At 55.6% G+C, this 16,311-nt stretch carries 18 protein-coding genes and 2 pseudogenes; 7 read left to right on the top strand and 13 right to left on the bottom strand.

All coding sequences use genetic code 11. The features are described 5' to 3' along the window. Positions 1-21 precede the first annotated feature (21 nt). Positions 22-825, bottom strand: a complete 804-nt coding sequence (locus tag RSAL33209_RS02735; RefSeq protein WP_012244096.1) for a sulfite exporter TauE/SafE family protein — start codon at positions 823-825, stop codon at positions 22-24. Between the two features lie 14 nt (positions 826-839). Then, the gene (locus tag RSAL33209_RS02730; protein ID WP_041684339.1) at positions 840-2,660 is read right to left on the bottom strand and encodes a proline--tRNA ligase; all 1,821 of its coding nucleotides are present in this window, start codon (positions 2,658-2,660) and stop codon (positions 840-842) included. Between the two features lie 111 nt (positions 2,661-2,771). Here RSAL33209_RS02730 and RSAL33209_RS02725 point away from each other — a divergent pair, with 111 nt between their 5' ends. After that, positions 2,772-3,407: a PadR family transcriptional regulator gene (locus RSAL33209_RS02725; protein WP_012244094.1), complete on the top strand. Its 636-nt coding sequence runs from the start codon at positions 2,772-2,774 to the stop codon at positions 3,405-3,407. 14 nt (positions 3,408-3,421) lie between these two features. Here RSAL33209_RS02725 and RSAL33209_RS02720 read toward each other — a convergent pair whose 3' ends face one another. Beyond that, the gene (locus RSAL33209_RS02720; RefSeq protein ID WP_199533192.1) at positions 3,422-4,744 is read right to left on the bottom strand and encodes an LCP family protein; all 1,323 of its coding nucleotides are present in this window, start codon (positions 4,742-4,744) and stop codon (positions 3,422-3,424) included. A gap of 115 nt (positions 4,745-4,859) precedes the next feature. Between RSAL33209_RS02720 and RSAL33209_RS15850 the strand changes: the two genes are divergently transcribed. From RSAL33209_RS15850 to RSAL33209_RS02710, 3 genes are all read left to right on the top strand, one after another. Then, positions 4,860-5,084, top strand: a complete 225-nt coding sequence (locus RSAL33209_RS15850; protein ID WP_049758788.1) for a helix-turn-helix domain-containing protein — start codon at positions 4,860-4,862, stop codon at positions 5,082-5,084. Position 5,085: 1 nt separating this feature from the next. After that, positions 5,086-5,484 carry a TetR/AcrR family transcriptional regulator gene (locus tag RSAL33209_RS02715; RefSeq protein ID WP_012244091.1) on the top strand — a complete coding sequence of 133 codons (399 nt, stop codon included), beginning with the start codon at positions 5,086-5,088 and terminating at the stop codon, positions 5,482-5,484. Positions 5,485-5,576: 92 nt separating this feature from the next. Then, a complete protein-coding gene (locus RSAL33209_RS02710; protein WP_041684337.1) occupies positions 5,577-5,861 on the top strand; it encodes a hypothetical protein in 285 nt (94 codons plus the stop codon). Positions 5,862-5,909: 48 nt separating this feature from the next. Here RSAL33209_RS02710 and RSAL33209_RS02705 read toward each other — a convergent pair whose 3' ends face one another. The 10 genes and pseudogenes from RSAL33209_RS02705 to RSAL33209_RS19930 form a co-directional block, all read right to left on the bottom strand. After that, entirely contained in the window at positions 5,910-6,779 is an 870-nt protein-coding gene (locus tag RSAL33209_RS02705) for a GNAT family N-acetyltransferase (RefSeq protein ID WP_041684336.1), read from the bottom strand. Continuing rightward, positions 6,733-7,908, bottom strand: a complete 1,176-nt coding sequence (gene ispG, locus RSAL33209_RS02700) for a flavodoxin-dependent (E)-4-hydroxy-3-methylbut-2-enyl-diphosphate synthase (RefSeq protein WP_012244088.1) — start codon at positions 7,906-7,908, stop codon at positions 6,733-6,735. Before ispG ends, RSAL33209_RS02705 begins: the two co-directional genes overlap by 47 nt. Positions 7,909-7,983: 75 nt before the next feature. Further along, entirely contained in the window at positions 7,984-8,280 is a 297-nt protein-coding gene (locus tag RSAL33209_RS02695; protein ID WP_012244087.1) for a YciI family protein, read from the bottom strand. 83 nt (positions 8,281-8,363) lie between these two features. Continuing rightward, positions 8,364-8,738, bottom strand: a complete 375-nt coding sequence (locus tag RSAL33209_RS02690; protein WP_012244086.1) for a hypothetical protein — start codon at positions 8,736-8,738, stop codon at positions 8,364-8,366. Positions 8,739-8,747: 9 nt separating this feature from the next. Beyond that, positions 8,748-9,407 carry a hypothetical protein gene (locus RSAL33209_RS02685; protein ID WP_041684334.1) on the bottom strand — a complete coding sequence of 220 codons (660 nt, stop codon included), beginning with the start codon at positions 9,405-9,407 and terminating at the stop codon, positions 8,748-8,750. Between the two features lie 90 nt (positions 9,408-9,497). Beyond that, the gene (locus RSAL33209_RS02680; RefSeq protein ID WP_012244084.1) at positions 9,498-10,079 is read right to left on the bottom strand and encodes a MarR family transcriptional regulator; all 582 of its coding nucleotides are present in this window, start codon (positions 10,077-10,079) and stop codon (positions 9,498-9,500) included. 48 nt (positions 10,080-10,127) lie between these two features. Next, a complete protein-coding gene (locus RSAL33209_RS02675) occupies positions 10,128-11,504 on the bottom strand; it encodes a M50 family metallopeptidase (protein ID WP_012244083.1) in 1,377 nt (458 codons plus the stop codon). Between the two features lie 50 nt (positions 11,505-11,554). Next, complete coding sequence (gene dxr / locus RSAL33209_RS02670) at positions 11,555-12,754, bottom strand: 1-deoxy-D-xylulose-5-phosphate reductoisomerase (RefSeq protein ID WP_041684333.1); 1,200 nt, start codon at positions 12,752-12,754, stop codon at positions 11,555-11,557. Between the two features lie 35 nt (positions 12,755-12,789). Beyond that, the gene (locus RSAL33209_RS02665; protein ID WP_199533191.1) at positions 12,790-13,305 is read right to left on the bottom strand and encodes a sulfite exporter TauE/SafE family protein; all 516 of its coding nucleotides are present in this window, start codon (positions 13,303-13,305) and stop codon (positions 12,790-12,792) included. Positions 13,306-13,330: 25 nt separating this feature from the next. Further along, positions 13,331-13,510: pseudogene (locus tag RSAL33209_RS19930) on the bottom strand (hypothetical protein); the annotation flags it as partial. 261 nt (positions 13,511-13,771) lie between these two features. Here RSAL33209_RS19930 and RSAL33209_RS02660 point away from each other — a divergent pair. The 3 genes and pseudogenes from RSAL33209_RS02660 to RSAL33209_RS02645 all read left to right on the top strand — a co-directional run bounded on the left by RSAL33209_RS02660 (position 13,772) and on the right by RSAL33209_RS02645 (position 16,306). After that, a complete protein-coding gene (locus RSAL33209_RS02660) occupies positions 13,772-14,545 on the top strand; it encodes a DUF222 domain-containing protein (protein ID WP_012244080.1) in 774 nt (257 codons plus the stop codon). A 12-nt stretch (positions 14,546-14,557) separates the two neighbouring features. After that, positions 14,558-15,853: pseudogene (locus tag RSAL33209_RS16845) on the top strand (IS3 family transposase). A 51-nt stretch (positions 15,854-15,904) separates the two neighbouring features. After that, positions 15,905-16,306, top strand: coding sequence for a phage holin family protein (locus tag RSAL33209_RS02645; protein ID WP_041684330.1), 402 nt, complete (start codon positions 15,905-15,907; stop codon positions 16,304-16,306). Positions 16,307-16,311 lie beyond the last annotated feature (5 nt).

The following is a 16,311-nucleotide window of genomic DNA, read 5'->3' as shown; positions in this document are numbered from 1 at the left end:
CTCCCAGGTTCAAGACTGGAATCAGCTAGCGTGCAGCAGATTCTCCTGCAGCACGTCCCAGCCCAGTTTGACGATCAATACTGCCACCACGGCCAAGAACACAATCCGAATGAATTTACTTCCCTTAGCCACCGCCATTCGGGCGCCCAGGTAACCACCAGCCATATTCGATCCGCCCAGCACCAAACCCACTCCCCACAGCAATGAACCATGCGGTAAGAAAAACAACAACGCACCGGGGTTAGTAGCCAAATTGACGATTTTTGCTTTGGCGCTGGCTTCTAAAAAAGCGTAACCCATCTCGGTGACCAGCGCGATAATCAAAAATGATCCAGTACCGGGACCAATCACACCGTCATAAAAACCAATCACCGCACCGATCAGACACGCGAGAACATAGTGCCGGTGCCCACGATGCCGCAAGGCGGTTAGCTCGCCAATATTAGGCTTCACCGCGGTAAATATCGCTACCGCAATAAGCGCCGCCACAATGATCGGCTTGAAAACTGACTGCGGCAGATTCGCGGCAAGCAAAGCACCGGCAAAGCTGCCAGCCAACGCGACAACCGCCATGGGTAACGCGGTCTTTAGATCAGGTTTTACCCGTCGATAGTACGTTACTGAGCTGGTCGCCGTGCCAAAAATGGAGCCCATTTTATTAGTCTCCAAGGCCTGAATCGGCGTAATTCCAGGAATCATCAGCATCACCGGCAGCTGGATTAGCCCACCGCCGCCTACAACGGCATCAATCCAGCCTGCCGCAAAACCAGCCACGACAATCAGCAGGATCGTAAAAAATGAGATGTCCTCGAAGCCGGAAAGCATTCCGATCTGAGAACTTAGCTGAGGGTCTCGCGCAAAGCGAGAACCTCAGCAACCGTGTCAGCAACCGGAACGTTGTTCGGCTCACCGGTGCGACGGTTTTTCAGTTCGACGACGCCGTCTACCAGCCCGCGGCCAACAGCCAACACCATCGGCACGCCGATCAATTCGGCGTCGCCAAATTTGACTCCGGGAGAGACTTTTTGCCGGTCATCCAAAATCACATCAAGCCCAGCTGCTTCCAAATCTGCCGCTAGCTTTTCCGCAGTCTCGAAAACTTCGCTGTCTCGACCGACGGCGACGACGTGCACATCAGCGGGGGCGACCGCAATGGGCCAAACCAAACCGCGGTCATCGTTATTGCCTTCAGCAATTGCCGCGACCGCGCGGGTAACACCAACGCCGTAGGAACCCATCGTGACAACAACTTGCTTGCCATTCTGGTCCAATACCTTCAAGTCGAAGATTTCAGCATATTTGCGCCCGAGCTGGAACACGTGACCCGTCTCAATGCCACGCGCAATTTCCAGCGGGCCCGAGCCGTCCGGCGCTTCGTCTCCTTCGCGGATTTCGACCGCTTCAATCACGCCATCCCACGCAAAGTCCCGGCCAGCGACCAGGCCGAAGACGTGCTTGCCGTGCTCGTTGGCTCCGGTGATCCAGCTGGTGCCGGAAACTACTCTCGGGTCCACAAGGTACAAAAGCTTGCTGCTACTCTCAAGACCCAGTACCGCAGCATCGAGCGAAAGTCCCGGGCCAATGTAGCCCTTGACGAGTAGCTGGTTCTTCTTCAAGTCCTCGTCATTTGCGGGTTCAATCTCAACTTCGCCACCAATGCCGAGGTGCGTGGAGATGTTGGCTTCTATTCGCTTCAGATCTACACCGCGGTCGCCAGGAACGCCGATGACGACGAGTCGTCGCTCAGCTTTCTTATCCCCCACCGCAGGCAGATCTACTGCGAGCACCACATTCTTGAGCGTATCTGCTGCAGTCCACGGCGCATCAGCGCGGGGAACCATCGAATTCGCCGCCGCTACCAAGGTTTCGATGGTCGGCGTATTTGGCGTGTCATGCACCATAGCATCAGCCAGATCAGCGAAGTCGATATCCGCGGGCACTACAGTGCTAACCGCTTCAACATTCGCCGCGTATCCGCCCGCTGAGCGCACATAAGTATCTTCGCCAACCGGGGTCGGGTGCAGGAACTCTTCGCTCTTCGAGCCGCCCATGGCGCCAGCAGTGGCTTTGACCGCAACTACTTCTAGGCTTAACCGTTCGAAAATCTTGAAATAAGCGGCCCGGTGCGCTTCATAGCTAATGTCCAGGCCGGCGTCGTCAATGTCGAAGGAATACGAATCCTTCATGATGAACTCGCGACCGCGCATCAGGCCCGCACGCGGACGAGCTTCGTCACGGTACTTGTTCTGGATCTGAAAAAGACTTACGGGCAGGTCTTTGTAGGAGCCGTAGAGATCCTTGACCAGGAGCGTGAACATTTCCTCATGCGTGGGCGCAAGCAAATAGTCGTTGCCTTTACGGTCTTTGAGCCGAAAAATTCCATCGCCGTATTCGGTCCAACGATTTGTCGCCTCATAAGGCTCACACGGCAACAAGGCAGGAAAATGGACTTCTTGAGAACCAATGGCAGCCATTTCCTCGCGAATAATTGCTTCGACTTTGCCCAGGACCCGTAGACCCAGCGGTAGCCAGCTGTAAATTCCAGGAGCCGCCCGCCGGATGTAACCAGCTCGAACCATAAGTTTGTGGCTGGCAATCTCGGCGTCAACCGGATCTTCTCGCAAAGTGCGCAGGAACAAGGTAGAGAGTCGAAGAACCACGCGGGTGGCTCCCTTCTGAGGATCGGCGGAGCAAAGCAAAAAGTCAGTACTAATCTACCCGTTACAAATGCAGGCAGTAACCGAGAGATGATCGTGCCTTAAACTCGATGCATGGCCCCCTACTCCACCCGGTTGCTCGTGCTCGGCGTCGTGCGCATTTTCGAACCGGCACATGGCTACTTACTCCTCCAAGAACTCAATTCTTGGAAAGTCGATCAATGGGCCAATGTGAAACCGGGTTCGGTGTACTCCGCCCTCAGCACGCTGGCCAAGGATGGCCTCTTGGAGGTAGTTGAACCGACCAAGGACGACGGCGGATCCGCGGCCAAAACGTCTTACCGCACCACTGCGGCTGGCATCGAGGAATTCACTCGGCTGGTCAAGCATGCTCTGACCGATACTGACTCGCATACTATCGCCACCACTATGTCTAGCATCGGGTTCTTGGCGTTCCTGACCCGAGCAGAGGTTTTGACGCTGCTGGGTGAACGCCTGCGAGCGTGTACCGCGCGACTCGCAGAGCTCAACAGCGCAATCGATAATTTCGACACCACGGGTCCGGAAGCTCCGCCACACGTCGTAGAGCATTTCTATTTTATGAAGTCGATCGTCGAAGGCAATTTGTCCTGGACCCGCGGGATCATCGCCCGGCTAGAGCGCGGAGATTATTCCTTCCGGGGCGAAGAGCCGAAATGGACTCCGCCCGAAGATGACCCTATTTGGGGCAATCGCCACTTCGACCGCTAGTTAACATTTGACCACTAGTTAACACAGGCCACCGCTCCACCTTGCAGCGCACCGGTCCAGTCATCGTAATGGTTGTCCTGCGCAGGAGCACTGCCGGAATCGCCAGACTCAGTGGGCGCCTGCGGACTTGAATTGCCAGGTGTTGGTGTCGCGGAGCCGCTACCTGCCGCCGTCGAAGGTTGTTGGCTACTAGCCGGTTCCAGTAGGTCTTTAACCGTGCTTTTGATTTGCGCCAGGTCAACAATATTGATTGCTTCGCCGCTATTGGTGTAGCCAAATTTCACAATTGGCAGCGTGCTAAATGCCATATTGCCAGCAGCTAACGACTTTGCCTGTTGCGCAAAGGTAATCAGGTCCAAACCAGAGTCCACGGCAATCTTGGACTTCACCGAGTTGAGAATTCCTTGCAGTTTGCCAATATCTTGGAACGTTCCTTGGTCTTTGAGCTGGTGCCCTACCGAGGCAATAAAGGCTTGTTGTCTGCGCGCCCGGTCTAAGTCGGTCAACTGAATTTTCGGGTTCGCGGTATCGCGGCGCTGACGCACAAAAGAAACCGCCTGTTGAGCGTCTAGCTGTTGCACACCGGCCTTAAAATCTGCACCTGAGTAGCTGTCTTGAGTAGCATTGTTCAAGCAGACGGTAATCGGTGCAACCGCTTTGGCAATCCCCAAGAAAGCGCCCATCGTTACTTCGACAAAATGGTCTATTTGCACCCCACCCAGGAACTTCGAAACCGTGGCAAGCTCAGCTTTACGTCCAGCATCTCGGGCTTTTTGGTACACCTGCTCCGCGCTCATCCCGTCCTTGCCGGTCAATTGATCCGTGGCCTCGGCCAGAGCAAGACCGTAGGCTTCTTTGATCTTCGCCTTCGTTTGGCCCTTCGGCGCACCAGGAATGTCCACATAGTCGTCGCGGGGAATCGAGATGACGGTAGCTTTGGCACCATTTGCTGGCACATGCAAAAGCATGAGTACGTTTGCGTTGTAGCCGCCATCGCTGGAATCACCTGAATGCAAGGCATCGTAATCTTCAGCTGGCAGTGGTTTCCCGTCTTCGTCCAGCCTGCTGTCTAGCCCCATGACCAAGATGTTTTGATCGCCGTTGAGCGGCGGTACTTGATGACCCAAAATATCCGAACGATGAATACCGTTTTGCAAACTGACCCAGCTGTAAACAACAAAACCACCGACGCACAGTAGGACTGCGACGAGCGCCGCCACCGAACTGATGACTATCCGACGTCGGCGCTTTTGTCGCCGGTCGCGGCCCAGTAACTTCTCGTACAGGCCCGAATTATCCATAGTGTCGGAAGGCTTAATCATTAATTTATAGTTCACCAAAACCCTATGCTGACGCTGTGATGACACAAAGAGCGAGCCACTGGACATTATGTCGAGGCGAATCTACGCTCAATTCATAATTCGGTGAATTACGCTGAATTTGAGGGGGACGATGAGCACTCAGGGGAACCCTGCTGAAATCAGCAGCAAGCGAGGGCGGCGCAGTGGTGGTACAGACACTCGCGAGCTCATTATCAGTGCGGCCCGCGAGCTCTTTGCCCAAGAAAGGTTCGACGGCGTGAGCATGCGGCAAATTGCGCGCGCTGCGGGCGTCGATCCGGCTTTAGTGCACCACTATTTCAGTTCCAAAGATGAGCTTTTTTTCTGCCTGCGTTAAGATGCCAATTGAACCTTTAGAAGTCGTGGCAAAGGTGATGGTAAGCCCACCAGAACAACGTGGCGTAACCATGCTGAACACGGTGATTGAGCTTTGGGATTCACCGGTGCAGCCTGCCCTCCTGGCGGTAATTCGCTCGGCCATAGCCTCGCCGGATAAGGCTTCGTTGCTGCGCCAATTTTTGCAAAAGATGCTTCTCACTAATGCTCTTAGCGACATTTCCGGGTCCATCGAGGATAAGCAACTTCGGGCGTCATTGTTGATTAGCCAGCTATTCGGCCTCATCGCAGCTCGTCACGTGTTGAAACTTGAACCGATCGCTTCGGCCTCGGTTGACGACTTAGTCCAGTGGGTTGCGCCGACCTTGCAACGCTATTTGACCGGCAATATTGATGACTGACGCACAATAATCAATGGGGAGTCCTCCCCATCGCGACTTAGCAGCCAGTGACTTAGGCTGAATTGTTAGCCGTACAAGCGCAGGGAGCTCCAATGAGCGAAGGAATGCTGGGAGCCGATCCGGCCGCGCTTCGCGAGCTGGGGCGGGATTTCGACAATAGCGCCAATCTGATCAGCGAGGCCCGTGCTTTACTGGCCGCTAAGATCAATGGTCCGTTGCAATGGCATGGCGCCGACGCTTTCTTTTTCCAACATGTTTTGAACTCTTCGCACGCGCCAACATTGCGGAACGCCGCGCAAATGCTCAGCGACTGCTCGCGCACGCTCGCCCAACAGGCACAAGAACAAGAAGACGCCAGCGCGGCGAATGGAGGCTAACGCGCTCATAAGACCTGGCTAAAAAAGCACCGTTGCATAGGTGCCAACCTACTCAAAACCGACTCGTTCATAGCTTGCACGAGCTTTGACGTTGAAGTCGTCGACGTACAGGCTGACAACGGGCGCTATCCGGCGCGCTAGCTGTACAACAGCGGCCATATAACCGACACTAAGCCCCTGGCCTCGAAACTCCGGTCGCAGCCACACACCCTGCACTTGCGTTGCCGCCCGTGAAACCAAGCCAAGGTCCGCTTTGAAGACAACTTCGCCAGCCGAATCCAGGTGACTGAGCGAATGCCCCTGCGCGATCAAAGCGGCAACCCGACGTCGATAGAATTCCTCACCGCCGCTGTAGGGCGAATAGCCCACTTCCTCTTCAAACATTGCCACTGCGGCCGGCAAAATTTGGTCAAAATCGGCATTGGAACTTTGCCGAAGCGATCTGTGCGGCTCGACCAATGGTTCGGAAGCGATCGTCATGAGCGGCTGATTTGCTCGAATCTCTTTCGCTTCGCTCCCGCAACGCTGCATTTCAGCAAAAATTCCCAACACGCCGTCTGCCGGACCATAAATACTGGCATGTCTACGGCCCGTCGCGGTGAGGCGCTGAGCAAAAATTGGCGCAGTCTGCGCAGTGACCGCAACTGGAATGATGTTCGCGCCCACCCAGCAGGCCGCTAGTAGCACTTCATGGGCGTCAAAAAGTCCCAGAATTTCGGTACCTATTACGCTTGAGGTGGCGGTTCTGTGTTGCTCCAAATGGGCCGCAAGGTAAATGTTTGCGATCGGGTCTAGGCCAACTAATCGCTGAAGTTCCGGGGTATCGCGGTGAGTCAGCGCCCGAATTGGCCCGCGCCCGCCACGTGCCGGATCAGGAGACGCTGACCACGGGGCTGCCTTTGATGCCGCCTTGGCCATCTTCGCCCCCCATTTCTTCGTACTCTTCGGCAATTCGCATCGCTTCTTCGATCAGAGTCTCAACGATCTGGCTTTCCGGTACGGTCTTGATCACTTCACCCTTGACGAAGATCTGGCCCTTGCCATTGCCTGAGGCTACACCGAGATCGGCCTCGCGTGCCTCTCCGGGTCCGTTCACTACGCAGCCCATGACTGCAACTCGCAACGGGATCTCCATACCTTCCAAGCCGGCAGTGACTTCCTCGGCCAAAGTGTAAACATCAACCTGAGCACGGCCACACGAGGGGCAAGAAACAATTTCAAGCTTGCGCGGGCGAAGATTCAGCGACTGCAAAATCTGGTTGCCTACTTTGATTTCTTCAACCGGTGGTGCGGAAAGCGAGACCCGGATCGTGTCGCCGATGCCCTTGGATAACAACGCACCAAAGGCGGTCGCCGATTTGATCGTGCCCTGGAACGCGGGCCCAGCTTCGGTGACGCCCAAGTGCAACGGCCAAGCGCCGCGTTCTGCCAACAATTCGTAAGCCCGAACCATCACTACCGGGTCATTGTGTTTGACTGAAATTTTGAAGTCGTGGAAATCGTGCTCTTCAAACAGCGACGCTTCCCAAACTGCCGATTCCACCAAAGCTTCCGGCGTAGCTTTTCCGTATTTTTCCATCAGCCGCGGGTCTAAGGAGCCCGCGTTGACGCCAATGCGAATCGAGGTGCCGTGGTCTTTGGCCGCTTGCGCGATTTCCTTGATTTGATCGTCAAACTTGCGGATATTGCCAGGATTTACTCGGACCGCAGCGCAGCCAGCTTCAATTGCGGCAAAAACGTATTTAGGTTGGAAGTGAATATCCGCAATTACCGGAATCTGCGATTTTTTGGCAATAATCGGCAAAGCTTCAGCATCATCGGCCGAGGGACAAGCCACCCGAACAATGTCGCATCCCGAGGCGGTCAGTTCTGCGATCTGCTGCAAAGTGGCATTGATGTCGGTGGTCGGCGTGGTCGTCATGGACTGCAGGCTGATCGGCGAATCGGAGCCCACGCCCACTGAACCCACCTTGATTTGCCGAGTTTTGCGGCGCGGCGCCAATACTGGCGGTGGGGCTGCGGGCATTCCGAGGCTGACCGAGGTCACAATGAACTCCTTGTTGCTAGATGTGTGCCAGCTCCGGCGGTTGCCGGAAGACGCACCACATTATTATAAGCTTAGTCAGCCCTGAGAGTATTCCTTCAGCAACCCGGACACCGGATTCCAGGCTGTGATCTTCGTCCCGGCTACTGAGCTATGAATAATAAAAGGGTCCTGCGCCAAGACCGCGTGCAAAGCCGCTTCGTCCTCTGCAACGAAAGCGAATAGACCACCGCTTCCGTCTAAATACGGCCCAGAAGTAAGTAGCACGCCTTGCTCCACCATCTTGCCGAGCCATTCCCGATGCGCCGGACGGTGTTCAGCGCGCAGATCTGCGAGGTCTGGATCATAGGCATATTCCACGGCATAAACAGTCATGCCACTAGCCTACTGACTTGATTGAGATGCTCACAGCCGACCAATGAGCCATCGAGCAAGAACGCCAATAACTGCTGCCCAAATCAATGAAGCCAGCGTGCCAATAATGAATCGCTCACTCGCGGCCGGCGTGTCTTTGAGCTCCGGATACCTACCCAGCCCTTTGACTGCAACAACTTATAGGCAATAGCAACAGGCTGATCAAAAGCGATGCAGAGCACCACGGCGATCCGCTCCAAAATACCGATCGTGAGACCGCCACGAAGCACTTTAGTTGAAGCGGACGAATCGGGTTTTGGCTTGCTCGGCGCTGTTTCGGCGTCCGCCTCGCCTGCGGTGGTTTCGACGTCCACAGGCGCAGGGTCAACTTTGCGCGCTAATTTGAGCACCAACGCAGTGAGCGGCCAGCCTAAGAGCGCGGCGACGAGCACTGCGGTAACAATGATGAGCACGGTCATACGACCAGCCTAGAGCGTGTCGAGGACGTTTAGCCCGAGCGCCACCTCCAGCGCGCGATCAAGCAAGGTTGCCGCTGCGGGTCGAGCTGCTAGCTCCTCTTGCCGATTTGCCCGCAATAAAGTCGCGCTAACTGCCTGATGGCTAGTGCTGAGCGCGTCAGCAATTTTGGTCAGCGGCGCCAGCGGAGTTCGCTGCATTTGATCCAGCACCCGCCATTGTGTTGCGCTGCGAGCAGCGATCAATTGACCCAGGAGCACAAGCACCGCCTCTGCTTCAGCCGCTGCGGCAACTGCTTTATTGCTCGCCACCGGGCTGAGCTTCGACGTCGAACTCACTAAGGCCAACGGCAAGCGAGAACCGCGCCGTTTCGCCGATTCAACCGCTTCCCGCGCGGCGATAAAGGCTGAGCCGACGGCTGCTCTGCTGGATTCAGGCAACGGTTTATCCACGGCACCCAAGCCGATGCCGATTGACCATTCTGTTGCACGAACTGCGATCAAAACAGCTTCCGCTACGGCGTCAGCGCTCCCGATAAGACCTTGAACTTCGTCCCCCACCGTGCGTTCAAAGCTCAATGTTGTTGGCACCACCTGCAACATATGTAAAAGCTCAGGTACCCGATCCGGGCTCCGGCGGCTGTGTTGTTGGTCGATCGTCACTACGTACATTTTGCAATGATATTCCGTTGCAACTATAGATTTCAACGTTTTTCCATTGATACGTCGGTGTGCAAGCTGTTGTGATAGCCAATCAACGACTCAGGACCAATCGCGCACGGCCTGCCGCGCAGCATTCAACAACAGTGCGGCGGCTCGGCGACCGTCCCACTCTTCGACCCAACCAGCGCGAGCAATAGCCTTACTCACCGCCTGCGAACTAATACCTAGCGCTTGTGCAATTGGTCCTTGGCTACCACGCACGCCTGGCGTGAGCTCATCAAGCACCCGCCATTCGGCCTGGCTACGATTAACAACGATCCTGCCGACAAGGCGCAAAACCGCCTGCGCCGCGTCAACATTTTGGCTGGGAACCGCCCCGAGCACGCGCAGTGGAACATGACGGACCGATCGTTTGCGATCATGGGCACCTTGACGGGCCAGCTCGACACCGGAGCGCACCTCATTCGCTAACCCCACACCGACGCTGCCATCCGCACGCAAAGCCAGCAAAGCCAGGGCAACCGCTTCAAGGGCATCCTCAGTCCTGCCGATAACTTCAGCAGATACCGCTGCTATTTCAAGCGTCGGATCTATTGGCCTCAGCTGCCCCGATGCGGCGAATTTGGCCCGCAACACCTCGGCGGTAGTTAGATCTGGACTCAGGGTCGAAAGCACAAACATGTATCAACCGTAAACGGTTGTTCAAGAAATCTGTCGACGCCGCGAAATTTAGCCGAAAATATTGACCGGTTTCACGATGTCCGCATAGATCAAAAGCGCGCTCATCACTAACATTACGCAGGCCACTACGTAGGTAAGCGGTAAAAGCTTGGCAATGTCGAAAGGGCCAGGATCCTTGCGCTTGAAGAGTTTCGCTACCCGGCGTCGAACTGCTTCATAAACCGCGCCAAGCACATGCCCACCATCAAGAGGCAATAAGGGAATCAGGTTGAAAAAACCCAGCGCAATGTTGACGCCAGCGACCAAGCTAATAAGCGCGGAGACACGTGCGCTAAGCGGAACTTCCTCCATTGCAGCGAACTCACCGGCAACTCGGCCAACACCAACGACCGATACTGGGCCATTAGGGTCGCGTGGCGCAGAGCTAAAGGCGGCTTGGGCTACCGCTACCAGCCGTTGCGGCAGGTTCAGTACCACGCCAGCCACCGAAGCAATATTATCTCCGACGGCGGGCAGCACGGCGGTGATCGGCTGCTGAACATTGGCGCTTGTTGGACTAATGCCAACGAAACCAACTTCTTGAGTTTCCACATTGCCAGCGGCATCCTTTTGCGCCGTGCCAGCGGCGGTCACCACTGGTCGCGCGCTCAGCACCGGGGTGATCGACAACGACAATGTCTCAGCACCACGCTGCACGGTTACCGACACGCTTCGCCCGGCGTCGCCCTTAATCCACGAAGTCAATTCGTCCCAGCTGGACGGCTGCTTGCCATCAAAACTGACAATCTTATCCCCCGGTTTGAGCCCAGCGGCGGCGGCCGGAGTAGGTGTGCAATTGCTGAGATCAGCTGGCGGCTTCTCGCCGTATTTGACCTGGCAGGCGTTGACCTCAGCCAAAGTCGTTATTGGCTGCGCGACGCCGAAACCCATCAACACAACGCCGATCAGCACAATCGCAATAACAAAATTCATCGCTGGCCCACCCAGCATGATGATGATCTTTTTCCAGACCGGGAGTTTGTAAAAAACTCGATCCTGGTCCTCCGGACCTACTTCTTCATGGGCGATCGCTCTGGCCTCAGTGGCGAGCTTTTCAAAACGTCCGGTCTTGACCTTATCGCCCCGAGATTCGGCCAAAGTCTGCAAAAGCCCAGTGCTTGAAGGACGAACACTGCCATCAACTTTGTTTGGCGGATACATACCGATCATGGCGACGTATCCACCAGCGGGGATCGCCTTAATGCCGTATTCAGTCTCACCCTTTTTCTTCGACCAAATGGTTGGTCCAAAGCCGATCATGTAGCGAGTAACGCGCACTTTGAATAACTTCGCGGGCACCAGATGGCCAACTTCGTGCAGAGCAATTGACACCACAATGCCGATTGCCACAAAAAGCACACCCAGAATGAAAAGCAATACCGTCACAGTTCTTCGCCCATGTCTTTCCTACTCAACTTCACAATCCTGCCATTCAACTATTCGCTCAGTTGAGCTAAACGTTCGCGGGTTCGCGTTCGTGCCCAGCTTTCAGCATCCAGCACCGCCGCAAGACTGAGCGTTGCGTCAGCTGAATGTTCGCTGAGCACCTTTTGTACCGTGTCCACAATGTCAAGGAAACTAATCCGACCATCGTGAAAGGCCAGCACTGCTTCTTCGTTAGCCGCGTTAAAAACCGCAGGATGAGTGCCGCCCTGCTTTGCAGCATCTTTCGCTAAATCAACCGCAGGGAAAGCGATCGCGTCGAGCGGCTCAAAGGTCAACTGCGTCGCTTTGGTCCAATCGCACGGTTGAATTGCGTGTTCTACCCGTTCTGGCCAGGCCAGACCCAACGCAATCGGCAAGCGCATATCCGGCGGTGAAACCTGAGCAATCGTCGAGCCATCCACAAATTGCACCATTGAGTGCACTACCGATTGCGGGTGCACCACCACTTCAATCTTGTCTAGCGGAATGTCGAACAGCAGGTGCGCCTCGATTGCTTCCAAGCCCTTGTTGACCAAGGTTGCCGAGTTGGTTGTGACCATAAGCCCCATGTCCCATGTGGGATGATTGAGCGCTTCGGCCGGTGTGATTCCCAATAATTCATGAAGCTTCCGACCACGAAATGGGCCGCCAGAAGCAGTGAGAATCAGCTTGTCTACATCGAGTTTGTTACCGGCTCTGAGGCATTGCGCGATGGCGGAATGCTCCGAGTCAACCGGGACTAGTTGGCCCGCACTGGCTGCATCTTTGACCAGCTGGCCGCCCACGATCAGTGATTCTTTATTCGCCAGCGCAAGCGTGCTGCCAGCTTTAAGCGCCGCAAGCGTGGGCGCGAGGCCAATCGATCCGGTAATTCCATTCAGTACGACGTCGGCGTCAAGGGCCGCGATCAGGCTCGCTGCCGTTGGCCCAGACTCGATCTGCGGTGCGTAACCGGGAGCCAGGCTTGCGATTGCTTGCGCCAAAACTGCTGGATCGCCGTGCGCGATGCCAATCGCCAAGGGTCGGACAATTGCTGCTTGCTCAGCAAGCAGCTCAAGGTTTGCACCGCCAGCGCTCAGCCCAACGACGTCGAACAGGGGCTGGCCATCGTCAGTGAAGCTGCGACCGATGACGTCCAGGGCCTGCGTGCCGATAGAGCCGGTAGAGCCGAGAATGACTACCCGACGCGATGCGTTATTGCTTGCGGACATAGCTCCAGTATCCCGCAATCGGAAGCGCTCCCGGCTCACAGCAGTCCAATAAGCATGCCCAAGGCCCCGATGAAGAGAACCGCGTCAATCAGAACCTCGTACGTTCGGAGCGGTATCCGCCGCACAAGCTTGCGCGCTAACAATGAGCCTAGGAATAATGCCACACCAATACTCAGACCAGTGACAACTATGGTGGGCGACAAGGCACCTGCCACGCCAAAAGCAGCCAGCTTGCTGGCGTACAGCAATAAAGCGCTAGCCGCTTCCGCGCCAAGGAATGAGCCGCCATTGAGCCCGTACCCGGTGAAGATTGGTACGCTCAACGGCCCAGTCGAAAGCACCAGGCCGGTGAGAAACCCAACTACGGCACCGGCAATTGCCAACTGGTACAAACGGACCTGGAAGTGTTTTCGACGGGAAAGCCGTCGTAAAGGAATCATCGCGAGAAAGAATCCAGCAAGACTGATCTCGATTACTGCCGGTGGAATCGCTAACAAAGTATTCGCGCCTAGCGCCGCGGCCGGAATACCTGGCAGGGAGTATGCCAGCACCGGGCGCCAGAATCTCTCGCCACCAGGTGATAACGCGACCGAGATTGCCCAGCACAGCGGCAATCCCCATCATCGGCACTGCCATTCGCGGGCCGTAAAGCATCACCAGAACTGGCAACATCACCATCGAGGAGCCGGTACCAACAATGCCGCTGAGCACTCCCGCGACTAGGCCCAGTAAAAAGATCAAGATCAACGCAAGCATGAGGGTCCACTTCTAACTGGCGACGGGAGCACCAGTGAGGGATCCTCCAGGCTTTTGTCCTTTGAGATGACCAAGCCCGTTCTTTAGGGCTTGGTGGCGACGCTCGGACCAGTCATGCCGTACTTCAGCAACTCAGCACCGGAACCCTAGACGCTATCAATGAAAATCATATCGGGTGAATCTTCTTTCTGGGCGGATGAGGATGTCCCAAAAAAATGCCTTTTACTTGTTTTCGTATTTTTATTCTCATAACATTGCATTATGGGAACATTCCTTCTATCTGATATGGCAAAGTTAGATTTCCATGAGATGGAGTCGGCTTTGGTTGCGGCGCTGCCATCATTGTTTTCGGGCTTTTCTTTGCTGGATGCTCCGTCGCTGCTCAGCTCTCTGGATTCCCTGGAACGAATTTCTCAAGCAATAGAAATGGCGCAGGCCGCCGCCGCAGTTACCCTTCAGGATCGACATTTTTCCGTCGATTCAAAGCAAGCCGTCAATCCAAATCAACCAGTCGATGCCGAAGCAGTGATACCTGCCCGGTCCCAGTTCCGGAATGCTGCAGAATTCCTGCAGCAGCGGCTTCGGATCAGTAAATCGGCGGCAAAACGCCGATTGCTGGTGGGCGAAGCACTCCTGCATCGAATCTCGTTGTGTGGATCATTGCTGCCCCCGAAATATCCTGAATTGGCCAAAGTCGCACAGCTCAGCGAGGTGGGCGGCGAAGCCCTAGTCTCATCAATTCGAGCACTAGGCGAGGCTAAACTTCGCGCGGACGAAGACACCGCGCTCGCGATGGAATCAAGCCTTGCCGAATGTGCGCGCCAACACGACCCGGATTTCTTGCGCCCAGTCATTCAACGTTGGCAAACCGTTATTGATCAAGACGGTTCGGCTCCCACTGATCAAGAGCTCAAACAGCGACAAGGTATCTGGCGAATACGGAGCCTGCGCGGACTGCATTACTTTCAGATCTGGGCAGATCAAAAGCAAGCCGAAGTGAATCGCCCCGGTGTGTCCGGAGACTTTCTTGTTTGAGAGGATCAGGACATGGCAGGGAAGACTACGACACGGTATCCGCAGGAGTTGAAGGATCGTACGGTGCGCATGGTTGCGGAGATGGAGGGTGCGTCTTCGGAGTGGGCGGCGATGCAAAAAGTTGCCCAGCTTTTGGGTGTGGGTGTGCCGGAAACGGTGCGTAAATGGGTCCGGCAAGCCGAGATCGATGTTGGTACTAGAACTGGAACAACGAGCACGGAATCGGCCGAGCTGAAACGGTTACGGCGTGAGAACGCTGAGCTGAAACGGTTACGGCGTGAGAACGCTGAGCTGAAACGGGCGAACGCGATCCTTCGGAGTGCTTCAGCTTTTTTCGCGGTCGAACTCGACCGCCACAACACTGATCGTGAAATACATCAAGGACCATGCCGGTCACCGCGAGAATAATGGATTGCGGTGGGGTGTCGAGTCGATCTGCCAGGTGCTTACTGGGACGGGGTGAAGACCACCCCGTCCACGTACTACGAATGGGTGGATAAAACACGATCTCACCGAGAACAACGTGATGAGGTGCTCAAGCCCGTGATCCAGAAGGTGTATGCCGCTAATTACGGGGTGTACGGCACCAGGAAAGTCTGGTTGGCGATGAACCGTGAAGGTGTGCCGGTGGCCAGGTGCACGGTAGAACGGCTCATGGGGTTACTTGGCATACAGGGTGCGGTCCGTGGCAAGGTCAAACGCACCACGATCAAAGACTCGAAGGCGGCCCGAGCGAAGGACTTGGTCCGCCGTGATTTCACACCAACGGCACCGGATCGGCTATGGGTAGCTGATTTCACCTATGTTTCGACCTGGTCCGGGTGGGTCTATGTTGCCTTCGTGATCGATGCTTACTCTCGGAGGATCCTGGGCTGGTCAGCGAGTGCTTCTATGAACACCGTGCTAGTGCTCAACGCAGTTAATCAGGCAATCTGGAGTCGTGAACGGGCCGGGGCTGAGATTTCCGGGGTGATTCATCATCACGATGCCGGGGCTCAATACGCCTCCTTGGCCTTCACCGAACGCCTGGCCCAGGCCGGTATCCGCCCCTCGATCGGTTCTGTGGGTGATAGTTACGACAACGTCTTGGCGGAAACCATCAACGGGCTTTATAAGACCGAGCTGATCAAACCCGGCAAGCCCTGGCGGACTCTAGAAGAAGTCGAAATCGGCACCGCTGAATGGGTCGATTGGTACAACCACCGAAGGCTCTACCAGTACTGCGGAGACATCCCACCAGTAGAGCTAGAAAACCACTACTACAATCACTACCAGAGCACGGCAGCCGCCGACAGGCTCATCGTCTGAGAAACCCTCCGGACACACCGGGGCGATTCAAGATTCCTCGTCCGCGTTGTCATCAGCACACTCGCTCTCTGGATTGCCAGCTGGGTTCTGCGCGGGCTACAGATCAGCACCGAAGGGACCATGAATGTAGCGCAAGGGAACAATACTTTTGCTTCGGTATTGGCCTTCCTGTTCATCGGACTGATCTTTGGCATCGTCAATGCGCTCATCAAACCGCTGGTTAAACTGGTCTCCTGGACAGTGACTTTTCTGACATTGGGTCTATTCACCGTGATCATCAATGCCGCAATGCTTTGGCTGACCTCGTGGCTTAGCAGCTTCAGACCCGTGCACTTTACGATCGATTCGTTCTTCTGGACCGCGATTTGGGCGGCACTGATCATTAGTGTGTTGTCGATGATTGGCAGCGGGGTTACCGGGATAAACCGGCGCTCTAGTTCTGCAGACCGCTGAGTCAG

It is taken from the genome of Renibacterium salmoninarum ATCC 33209 (assembly GCF_000018885.1).
GTDB classification, from domain to species: domain Bacteria; phylum Actinomycetota; class Actinomycetes; order Actinomycetales; family Micrococcaceae; genus Renibacterium; species Renibacterium salmoninarum.
Note: the sequence above shows the minus strand (reverse complement) of the source record. Positions and strands in the feature narration are given on the sequence as shown.